This window comes from Flavobacterium sp., from assembly GCF_039930565.1.
Lineage (GTDB): Bacteria > Bacteroidota > Bacteroidia > Flavobacteriales > Flavobacteriaceae > Flavobacterium.
In genome coordinates this window covers 52055-64058 of the sequence record NZ_JBDTTP010000005.1, presented here as the reverse complement: position 1 = coordinate 64058, position 12004 = coordinate 52055, and the positions used below count along the sequence as shown (strand labels likewise).

General features: G+C 32.9%; 6 protein-coding genes. All 6 read right to left on the bottom strand.

Going from position 1 to position 12004, the window contains the following annotated elements:
* Nucleotides 1-70: 70 nt before the first annotated feature.
* The 6 genes from ABI657_RS02815 to ABI657_RS02790 all read right to left on the bottom strand — a co-directional run bounded on the left by ABI657_RS02815 (nt 71) and on the right by ABI657_RS02790 (nt 11487).
* A complete protein-coding gene (locus ABI657_RS02815) occupies nt 71-2665 on the bottom strand; it encodes a prolyl oligopeptidase family serine peptidase (RefSeq protein ID WP_348095721.1) in 2595 nt (864 codons plus the stop codon).
* A 22-nt stretch (nt 2666-2687) separates the two neighbouring features.
* On the bottom strand, nt 2688-4670 hold the full coding sequence (locus ABI657_RS02810; RefSeq protein WP_348095720.1) for a TlpA disulfide reductase family protein: 1983 nt from the start codon (nt 4668-4670) through the stop codon (nt 2688-2690).
* 10 nt (nt 4671-4680) lie between these two features.
* A complete protein-coding gene (locus ABI657_RS02805; RefSeq protein ID WP_348095719.1) occupies nt 4681-6036 on the bottom strand; it encodes a RagB/SusD family nutrient uptake outer membrane protein in 1356 nt (451 codons plus the stop codon).
* A gap of 17 nt (nt 6037-6053) precedes the next feature.
* Nucleotides 6054-9620, bottom strand: coding sequence for a SusC/RagA family TonB-linked outer membrane protein (locus tag ABI657_RS02800; protein ID WP_348095718.1), 3567 nt, complete (start codon nt 9618-9620; stop codon nt 6054-6056).
* A 159-nt stretch (nt 9621-9779) separates the two neighbouring features.
* Nucleotides 9780-10838: a FecR domain-containing protein gene (locus tag ABI657_RS02795; RefSeq protein WP_348095717.1), complete on the bottom strand. Its 1059-nt coding sequence runs from the start codon at nt 10836-10838 to the stop codon at nt 9780-9782.
* 88 nt (nt 10839-10926) lie between these two features.
* Nucleotides 10927-11487 carry an RNA polymerase sigma factor gene (locus ABI657_RS02790; protein ID WP_348095716.1) on the bottom strand — a complete coding sequence of 187 codons (561 nt, stop codon included), beginning with the start codon at nt 11485-11487 and terminating at the stop codon, nt 10927-10929.
* Between the last annotated feature and the right edge of the window lie 517 nt (nt 11488-12004).

Genomic DNA, 12004 nt, shown 5'->3' with positions numbered 1-12004 from the left:
TTGAGACTGGATTGTTATTTAATCTTTAAAGAAAAAACTATGTTTCTATGTGTTTCAATTATTTTATTAATTACATCCAGTTTGGGCGTGCTGAACCTTTTAAGTAAAAATCAAAATACTGCTGCATTTTATTGGTCCAGTCTCTTCTATTACCCGCCTGATCTAAAGTGTGTCCTTCTTTTTTGTAATTGACCAGCCAGGCTTGTTTTCCTAAACGCCGAAGTGCAAAAAACAAAGATTGTCCTTCCTGATACGGTACTGCACGATCACCATCGTTATGAAAAATAAGTGTTGGTGTTGTACTATTCTTAACCGAAAAAAGTGGCGAGTTTTTAATATACCCTTCTAAATTATCAAATAAAGAACTTCCCATACGGTATTGATCGACTTCATATTTAAACATCGTCGAAAGACCATTAGATCTCATAACAGGATAATTTGCTGTAAAATTACTTACTCCGGAACCCACAATTCCACAGCTAAAAACATCAGTTTTAGTAATAAGAAATGAGGTTTCGTAACCTCCAAAACTATGTCCCTGAATCCCAATTTTACCTTTTTCAGTGATTCCTTGCGCTATTAAGTACTCAACACCGCTGATGACATCATTATAAACACTGTTTCCCGGATCGCCATACGTATAATGCACATCCGGCTGAAAAACGATATAACCTCTGCTTACATACGACGGAATATTAATATTCGAAGTACTGGTTTCCGGCAATTGATATTGGTTTAACTCTTCGGTATGTTTTTCATAAAAATGAACTAGTACCGGATATGTTTTTTTAGGATCGTAATTCTCTGGAAGATACAGATTACCTTGATTTTCTTTTCCGTTAAAAGCTTTCCAGTTCACTAATTTTGAGGTTCCCCACGCATATTCTTTTTGCTGCGGATTAATATCTGTAAGTCGCAGTTGGGATCCAAAATTTGAGGTTGCCCACCAAAGATCATTAAAAACAGTATAGCTTTCTTTTGAAAATAAAACGCTTGAATTATCTTGTGAAGTGGCTTCTATTTTTACATCATAATCAGGATTGGCAAATACTTTGGTAACAGTATTATTGCTTAGTTTATAAATTCCTTTCGATTTATGTTCTACATCAAAACCTGTTAAGATTATTGTTTTTCTGTCTGTTAGATCTCCACCATAACTTACTCCATCCAATCTTAAAACCACTTTATTTTTTCTGCCATAACCCTGAGTAATACAATAAGGTGCTTTTTGATTCGTAAGATCAATAGCCCACATATCAAATTGGTCGTATATAACTACAGAATTTCCGTTGTTCAACCAGCCTGCTATTCCGAAAGCCGTATTAGAAGATTTCATATCTACATTATCATCAAAAACGGGAAAAGAAATTTGTGAACCTATGTTTTTAAACTGCATTGAACCGGCATCAAAAACCATCCATTCTTTTTGTTTTTCATCATACATAACAGCAAAACTTCCCTGCGGATTCCAGGATATACCGCCAAAAACTCCTGTTAGTACTTTTGTAGATTTTCCTGTAGCAGCATCAATCCAATAAATATCGTTACGCTCGTTAAAAGTCCAGTCTACTTCTACCGTATACGGTTTTTTATCGATAGCAAAAACACCTTTAAAATTACCGGATTCCGGAACCAGTAACTGATCAAACTCTCCGGCAGCAGCCAGTTTAATGCATTTTTTATTTTTGATATCGTAAAAATATTTCTGTTCACTTGGCAACGTTTTAGAATTCCTAAGCAATTCCTGTCTGCGTTCCATAGTACCCTGACCTGATTTCCATATTTCAATTTCTGATCTTGGGATCTGGGTAATTTCAGGACGGTTTTTGCCATTAAGCATTAACGAAATGAGATTCGTGTTTTCATTGAGTCCGTAAGCTACTTTTGAAATAGAATAATCAGGATCATCTATCGAAATAGCATCATAATTGAAAATGGGTTTCACTGAATTGGTTTTCAGGCTAAAATAATACAACATATTAAAACCTGAATTCTCATTGGTACGAAGTGTAAAACTGCCCCCATCTTCTTTTCCGTTCAATTGAAAATCTCCAAAATCTGTTGCTTTTCCGCTATAAACCGTTTGTTGTTTTCCACCTGGGATTCCGTATTTCAGGAATGCCTGATCTTTTTCTATCTGAAGATAAAAAATGAATTTGTTTTTTAAAAAACGAAATGACTTAATATTATTTACAAATGAACTGTCGTTGGTTTCTACATTATAACAAACCAAACGCTGTAGAAAAAAGGCTCCTTTTTCAGCTTCCGGTCGTGTATAATATAAAATATCTGTGTCTTCAAGAATCGTTGTATAATGCTTGCTTTTCCATACTCTTTTTAAACCTGATTTTAGGTTTTGCAAAAGCGTAGTATCCTTTTTAGTGTACTGAACCCAGTCTTTTTTTCCGATGAATTTCAGATCGCTCACATTGTCAAATACGAAACGTTTTCCCTTTGGAGCTCCCTGAACAATGATTTGCTTTTTGTTTTCTTTTTGTTCATCCTGAAAAACAGTGCTGTACGACATCCATTTTCCATTATAAGATAATGATTTACTGTTAATTCGTTGCCATGTTTGATACGCAGACTCATCAACAGCTTTTTTCTGTGCCGATAAACTGTGCATACTCAAACCGAGTATACACAGTATAATTGTTTTTTTCATAACGCTATTGGGTTTTGAAAATCTATTTTTCATTTTTTAAAGCATTAATAACTTCAGTAAGTTCATCTACCAACTGACCCGGATTTCCCGAAAAACCTTCTGATGTAAAGCGGATTTGACCGTTTTTGATCACTACTTTTCTCGGAATTCCGCTTGATTTAAAAATAGCGGCATATTTTGCAAATGATTCGTTATTGGTTCCTCCGCCTTTTTTAACTAAATCAAAATAAGTATCCAGTTTTAATTCTTTTTCTTTTAAGTAAGCCAATGCTTCTTTTTTATATCCCTCTTTGGTCTCCTGAGTGCTGATAAAATATACCTCAACTTGTTTGTCTTCTTTGAAGTTATTTACCAATTGCTGCATCGCCGGAAAGGCTTTTTTGCATGGTCCGCACCAGGTTGCCCAGAAATCAATTATGATAATTTTCCCGCTGTCTAAAACCAGTTGTTTTGGCTTTCCGTCTGCTGTCTCCACTTTAATTGCTGGTGCCGGAACAGGATTCATTAGAACGATTTTCTCTTGTGAATTGTTTTCTTTTTTTAACTTTTCTAAATAAGCGGGGAAATCAGTTTCTTTTTTCCCTTCTTTTAAATAAGCTTCTTTTAATTTATTTGTTGAATCTTCAGATAAAGCATTTACTCTTGCTGCATTTTTCAATACCTCAATAATTGGCTTGTTTAAAGTTTCCAACGCTCTTACATGAATATCGTTGATACTTGCTTTTTCATAACGTTTTTGAAAGGGTAGTAATTCAAAAGTTTCTAAAACTTCTTTATACTTTTTCAACATATCATACATGCGAATCTGGATCACTAACTCATTATTAAGCTGTGTTTTTGCATTTTCAGTTGCTTGATTTGGTGACCAGTAAATGCCCTGCATATAGGACAAATCATTTACTTTTTGCTGCATTTGTTTAATGACAGGAACCGCCATAGTTTCTATAACTGCGGGATCAACCACTTTTAAATACAATCCTTTAGAAATATTCTGATGATAAGCATCATTCAGGTTAGCAAAATTCATTGTTGGAATCATAGCCAAAATACTCTTGTAATCTGTGGTCTCAAAATAATAGCCAAATTGCGTTTTTACGATATTATCATAAAAATACTTTTGAGAATCAGGCACATCTACAGTATATGGAAAATCAGCTAAAAATTGCGTTATAACTTTATTTCTCTCTGCAGCATCTGCAATTGGCATAATTTTTTGATATGCTTTAAAACGTAAAAAGGCCCCTTTTGGAAATTGTTTCTGAATTACATTTTCTAGTGAATCTGCTTTTGTTTTGTCTTTTAGTTCGTTTAAATATATGTTGTGCACTTTTAGATAGACTTCCTCTGGCATTCCAGTTATTTTTTTTGTAAAATCTCCTAAAAAACGACTACCTAACTCCTGAAACTTTTCAGGTTTTTGCACCTTTAACACTTTAAAATAAGTGTCAAAAAACTCAGGAAACCTGTTTCCGTGATCGGACACTTCTTTTTTTAACCAATATTCAGTGGCATCTCCATTTATCGTGAAATCTTTAAAATAATCACCAAACTGGCCATTAAAATCCTTATTTCTAAAGGTTGCCCAAGCCAAATCGGCTCCTGGCATTTTCACTTTTGGTTCTTTAAAAACCACCAAAATGTATCCTGTGTCTTGTCCTGTATCTGTCAAAATACCATTATCTGTATTGCCATAGAACTTGAAAGCCATAAAAGCACAGTTTTTGGGAACGGTATATTCTACATTCCAGAAAGCGCCGTTTTTCTTCATTTTAAGATCTTCAATTTCCCATTTGTAATCATTAAAAACATACACGTAACCGTTTATATCTTTTATGTTTTCTAGTGGGCCACCTTTTGCATCATAAGTCATATTTAAAGCTGATCCCGGAATGGGCGTATCAGCCATTCCGGTTAATCTAAGCTTTGTTTCCTGACTTGTAACTTGTAAGGTAAAGGCGCAAAATGCCAATACCAGTAATTTGATATTTGATATTTTTTTTAACATTATATGTGTTTTATTTTCCCAGTTCAGGGTTTAAATCGATGTAATTTTGATTAATAGGGAATACATATCCAGCGCTGTTTGGTTCTAATGTATAGGTCTCCCCTTTAAAAACTCTGGTATATGTTTTTTTATAAACAGGATCCAGATTTAATCTGCGTTGGTCAAACCAACGGAATCCTCTTCCTATCAATTCTTTTTGTCTTTCTGTTAATGCCAGATTCAAAGCCTCTGTGCTGTTTGCTGCAGTGATTTGATAAGCTGAACCTGCACTGTACCTTTTAGCTCTTAAAATATTTAGATTATCAACTGCCTCTTGAGTTTTGTTAAGTCTTGCATTACATTCCGCAGCAATTAAATACATCTCTGGAACCGAAACTCCAATATTGATACCAGTTGTCGGACTATAATTTGCAATTCCAAAACCTCTACCTACAAAACCTGGTCTAAAGCTAGTTCCTGCCATGGTGTAATAATTGTAACGCAAATCATTACTTTCAAAACTGTTTAGTAAATCATTTGATAATGGAGCTCCTCTATAGCCAAATAATAAGGTTTTAGAAAATATGATTTCTGGATTTTTTGTTAAAGCTGGATAATTAAAACCTGTGGTAAATGTTTTTAAATCAATCAGACCCTTTTGTAGTTCAAGTGCTTTCTGTGCATTATCCAAACTCAATTGGTATTCTCCCATATAAAGATACGTTCTGGCTAATAAAGCATAAACTGCTGTTTTTGATGGTAAAACATTAAATTGAGGTACATTTTGAATATCATTAGCCAAGGCATTCTTTAAATCAGAAATAATTTGGTCGTACACTTCCCCAACTGTATTTCTTTCTAAAGAAGAAAATAAGAGTGGTTCCAATAATAGAGGCACCGCTTTTTCTGAATTATTAGTTGTAGGGTCAAATTGTGGCCCATAAGTGTTAACTAGCTGTAAATAAGCAAATGCTCTATGAACTAATGCTTCGGCATAAATTTCTTTTTTTTCTGCATCTGATCCGCTCTGGCTACTCATTACCCCGTCTATAATAGTATTACTGTAGTAAATACAGAGATACAAACCATTCCAGTCTGCATCGCTTTGAGAAGGATCATATATTATTTTTTGCCATGAATAACTATTAGCCCAAATTGTAGAAACTCCATTTTGGTATGCGATAGGAAATTCAGTATCAGCATTGGCAAATAAATGAATTCCTCCAAAAGAGCTCAATGTTGTGTAATTATTAGCCAAGCCTCTGTAATCAGCAGTATATTTTAATATTCTGTTGTTCCCAACCTGTTCTACTTCAACATAATCTCTACAAGAGTTTAATAAAAGTATTGGTAGGAAAATATATAGTGTGAACTTTAGAAATTTCATAAGTCTGTTTTTTAAAATTAAAAACTACAATTTAATTGTAAAGAGTAATTGCGTTGCGGTGCAAGCGTATTATAGTTATTAGTTGACAAGAATTGCGGATCAATACCTAAATCATTCTTAACCCACAATAATCCTAAATTTCTGGCTGCAAAATTGAAAGTCAAAGACTTTATAAAGGTTCTTTCTAAAAATTTAGAAGGAACGTTATAGCCTAAAGAAATTTGCTGCAGTCTAATATTGTCTGCAGGCAATACATTAATGTCTGCATTCTGAAAACGATTTACGCTATTAAAACTAACGTTGGATAAACCAGGAACATTTGTACTAGATTCGTCTCCAGCTACTTGCCAACGATCAGCAATAAGTACATCTTTGGCTACAGCACCATATTGTTGCCCCGGACCAACAGGATAATTTTGCAATACTGGATTTCTAAATACACTACCCATATAATAAGTAATCTGAACACCTAATGTAAAATTACTATAAGAGAAATTATTCATAAATCCTCCAAAATAAGGTGCAATAGTATTTCCCATATATTTTAGATCGTCTTTATCAATCATTTGAATCCCTTGAGTAGAGTTGATAATAGTACCATCTTTTTTAGCAACAGTCGATTGACCTGTAGCGTCCAGACCAGCCCACTTATAAGCATACAGGTAGCCTATACTTTGCCCCAGCATTGGATTTGACGCTAAATACTGATTTGTTGTAGTAAGTTTATAACGAGTATCTGTAACCTCATTGGTATTATACGATAAGTTGAAATTACTATTCCATTTAAAAGCTTTGTTTACAATAAGTCCGCCAATATTTAAATCCACACCGTGACCTTTAAGCAAAGCTGTATTGTAATTTAAATAAGACCAGCCATATGTTGGGTTATGTGGAACATTAGCTATAATATCATCTGATTTTTTATAATAAAAATCGACACTTCCGTTTAAACGATTGTTTAAAATAGAATAATCTAAACCGTAGTTAAGTGTTGCTGTTGTTTCCCATTTAATTTCAGGATTTTCTGCCACTGAAATATTGGCAGTTGGTAATTGGGTGTAAAAATCAGGTGTTGGCGACAAACCAATAATAGGACTCCTACTTCCAAAACCACCAACAGGTGAGGCTCCTGCTTTACCATACGTTACTCTGGCAGACAAATTGTTTAACCAGCTCACTTCTTTTAGAAAAAACTCTTTATTAATATCCCATTTACCACCTACAGACCATAGGGGTAAAGCCCTGTTTTTCCTAGAAGCTCCCACTAAATTAGTATCATCAAAACGAACACTTCCTGATACGTGATATCTATTCCTGTAATCGTAAGAGCCCAATCCATAATACGATAAAAAGCGCTGTCTGGCTTTGCTTATGTTATTATCTGAAGCCCCAATAATAGTCGACCATCCATAAACAGTAACATACTCTGTTGTAGGATTAATAGCTTTTCCTCCATTTGTATCTACATCATAACCATAAAAACTTTGGCCTGATCCTTCTCTGCGTTCTTCTCTAATTTCTGAACCTGCCAAGAAGTGTAAGGAATTATTTTCATTGAAATTCTTATTGACATTCATCTGAAAACGCATACTTTGAGAATCATTAGAAGTTGTCGTATTTTTCAAATAAGCTCCATAAGGAATCCCTGTTTTTAAAGTACTTGGATCGGTTGCCTCGTTAATTAAATTTCTAGTATAATAACTATCTGTTTCATTTAATGCTCTGCTTTTATTTCCAATGGAAGTGTACATACCAGAAGCTTCAAAATTTAACCAACTGTTTACTGTTGCGGTTAAATTAGCAGTTAATCTTAAATTTTCCCCTTTAGAAACTACATTAGAATAATTTAACTGATCTAAATAGTTGTAAGTCCAAGGCAAGTATCCTTTGTTTTCAAATCCTTGTGCTATTTCAGGTCTAAAAATAATATACCTATTAATTCCGTTTCCATTTTCATCTGCCAGCATATCATAAGGGCGCAATGCTGTTTGTGATACATTTGACAAGGCTTCATTAACAGTATTGTTTTCTTGAAAAGTACTAGAAACGTAATTTATTCCTGTATTTAATTTTAAAAAACTTTTAAGTTGAAAAGAGTTATTTAAATTGATATTATAAGATTGGGATTCATTTCCTCTAAAGGCTGCATCATCTTTGTTATACGCTAAAGATAAGTAATACGTGCTTTTATCAGTTCCCCCACTTACAGATAAATCATATTGTCTGGTTGCTGAATTTCTTAATAAATACTTATTAATTTGACCCAGATTGTCATTTTGTGCCAACTCCGTTAATAATTGATCTCTTTGTGCCATAGAAATGGTTCCTCTTTGTTGCTGAAATATAATTTCCTGAGCTGCACTTGGATTTTTGGCAAGACCAGAATTAATATCTTGGTTAAGATTGTCAGCAATAAATTCACCAGAAACTAAACTTTTTTCGTAATCGATGTATTGTGCACTATTCATGACACGCAATTTCCCTAAATCCATTTTTTCACCCATCGTAGTAGTGGTGCTAAAACTAACTACAGGATCTGTTTTTTTTCCTTTTTTTGTCGTTACAACAATTACTCCATTGGCAGCACGAGATCCCCATATAGAGGCTGCAGCAGCATCTTTTAAAACGGTAACACTTTCTATATCGTCCGGATTAAGAAAACTTAAAATGGAAGAACCAGATACGCTTCTTCTGCTAAATTTAAAATCCTCTTCAGACTGTGGAAAACCATCAATAACAACTAGCGGATTCCCACCGCCCATGTAATTATTAGTTCCCCTTACAGTAATACTACCTGTTCTAGGATCTACTTTTACGCCAGACATTTTTCCTTCTAGTCTTGAAGCTAAGTCAACTGTAGGAACTTCTGCTAGTTCTTTTGCGGTGATTACTTCAAAAGATCCTGTTACTCTTTCTTTAGGAAGACTAGTATATCCATTAGAACCCACAATCTCAACGCCAGTTAATTCCATTACATCTTGCGTTAATATCACTTTAATGAATTTTTGATTATTAACTGCAATTGTTTTTGATTTATATCCTAAATAATCAAAGCGCAACGAATCTGTAGCTGTTACTCTTATTCTATATTCTCCTTTTTCACGTGTAATATCCCAATTACCTGGATTACGTTTCAATAATACATTTACTCCAATTAATGGATTTCCAATTTTATCAGTGACAACTCCGGTAAGGTCGTATTCTTGCTGTTGTTGTTTTTTATCTTTCTTAATTACAATCTGTTTATCTATAATAGTATAAGTTAAGCCTGAATTAGACAAAGTAGCATTTAAGATTTCCTGAACTGTACCGTATCCATTTATATTTACTTTTTTAGAAGAAGAAAGTAAATCATCATTATAAAAAAATACGTAGTCACTCTTTTGCTGAATGGTAGTAAAAAGCGTTTGCAGTGAAGCTCCCTGTAATTTTACAGAGATTTCATTTTGTGCTTTCAAACCATTGGCATAAATAGTGGTTAATCCTAAATACAGAACTAAAATGGATACTCTCATAAATAAAATAAAAGTAAGGTTGATGATTTTTTTAGGCAATAGAAAGCCTTTATCATGATTATTATTCATAATTTTGTTTTAGTTATTTTAATAATTGCATCCGCAATTAAAAGTTTACATAGCCAAGAGATGTTCCAGCATCTTTTGGTTTTTTTTTGACTGGTTATATTTCTTTTATTCTAAATTTTATTTACATCATAGGCATCAATAAATTATAGTCATTAGCATTTAGTTAATAGTTATCTCTCTGGTTTCGGCATCATATACGAAATCAAAACCTGTGGTGGCTTCCAATGTTTTTACCACTTTATCTAAATCATCGTTCAGTTTAAAAGCACCTGAATAGGTTTCATTCTGATTTTTTGCTTTATTCATCACAAAAGTGACATTGTAATAACGTGTTAGTTTTTCTAATACCAGAGGCAGTTTTTCCTGGGAGAATTCATAATATCCTTTTCTCCACGAAAACAGAGGCTCTACATCCTGAACAATTATTTTAATGGTTTGGTTTTTTTTGTCCAAAGCCGCAAGCATTCCAGGTTTAAGAATACTTTGTAATGTATCATTGCTAAAGAATCCATTTTTAGCATAAGCAACTTTCACTTTACCGCGCAATAATGCTGTCGAAACTTTAGCATCAGTAGGATAGCAACTCACATTAAATAATGTTCCTAATACCCGAACACTATAATTATTGGCTGCTCTTACAAAAAAGGGTTTTGCTGCATTATGAGCCACATCAAAAATTCCTTCTCCTTCTAAAAATACTTCTCTGCTTTGAGTATTAAAGGCGGTTGGATAAATTAATTTAGAACCCGAATTCAGCCAGACTAAAGTTCCGTCTGCTAAACTCAGTTGTGCTCTTTTTCCATACGGAACTAAAACAGTGTTATATTGTGTTTCACCAGATTTATTTTGTTTGATCTGTTTATTATTAACATTAACTTTATTTCCTGATGCATCATAGGCAATAGTAGTGCTGTCACCAACAGTAATAGATTTCTGATCCGATAAAACCAATTTAACTGTCTTACTTTTTGCAAAAGAACTGTCTACTTTACTGTTTTTTACAAATTGCTCAATCGAGCTAATCGTAACGGATTGTTTTTCTTGCTTAACACTAAACAAAAAACCCAAGAAAATTAAAAATACTGCGGCTGCACTATAAGACCATACCAGAAGCTTTCTTTTTATGGTGCGTTTTTTTTCAGAAGCAATGCTTTCTGCAATTCTTGATTTTAAATCGGCTTTGTTTTCTTTTGGTAAAATTTTGAAATTTGGGTACAAAATATTTTTCTTTTAGATTCTCTATATCAGTAAGAGAAACAAAAAGCAAAAACATAGACAAAAAATTTAATCTTTTTTTAATCTTTTTTTAAAGTTTCTTTCGAAGTTCTTTTAAAGATCTGTAAATAAGAGTTCTGCAGGACTCTAAAGAAATCTCTAAGATGATAGAAATCTCTTCGTAAGATTGATCTTCACTAAACCTTAAATGCAAAGCATATCGTTGCTTTTTAGTTAGAGATGTTAAAGCTAAGGCAAGATTTGCATGCTTTGTAAAAGTGGTTTCACTAACAATAAGTTCGTCTTCTACAGATTCTGTTTTATAGTTATTTTCTGCAATAGAATCAAGACGTACTATTTTAGTTTGCAATTTTAACTTTTTGAAAATATTGCGCTGAAGTGATTTAAACAAGTACGATTTTATATTTACTTCGTCTGCAAGAGTTTTGCGATATCTATAAAGTTCTAAAAAAACATCATGTATGCCATCCTCTACCAAAACTTGATCATTTGTATATTGGATTCCAAAGGAAAAAAGCACATCACCATACTGATCATATAGTTTATGATAAGCCTGAGCGTCCCCATTTTTAATTTGATCCCACAGTCTGATATCGCTTATTTTATTTCCCATCCTCAAATAACCAGTCAACTAGTACTTTTGTATGCAAATCTAAATAATACATTGCTATCTATTTATTTATTTATATAAAAAAAAATGCAACAATTAAAAAATGCAATATCCTAAATAAACATCCTTTATTTCGAAACTTATAATAATAAATAACACTAAACTTTTCGTGTTTCAGAATTTTAGATAAAACCAATTAACAAGTTATAAATTAAAAGAAAACTATTGCATAAATTTAAATTCTAGAAATATTTACATTCCATAAAAACTTCAATTGCAATTCTATTTTCCAAATTATCCAGAATTTTAATTAAAAAACAGATGCTATAATCATTTATCTTTTTAATCAAACGCATTGCTAAATGTACGATTGCTATACATAAATAACATCTAAATTAAGAGAACCTTTTAGAGATGTTGAAAAAGCTATCAAAAGATTAAATAATGGCTTCAAAAATTCAAAGTCAATGTTCATACAAAAATAACTGTAACTATTAAACAGGAAATCTTAGTGTAATTTTTAAAAAAACGATTTAAA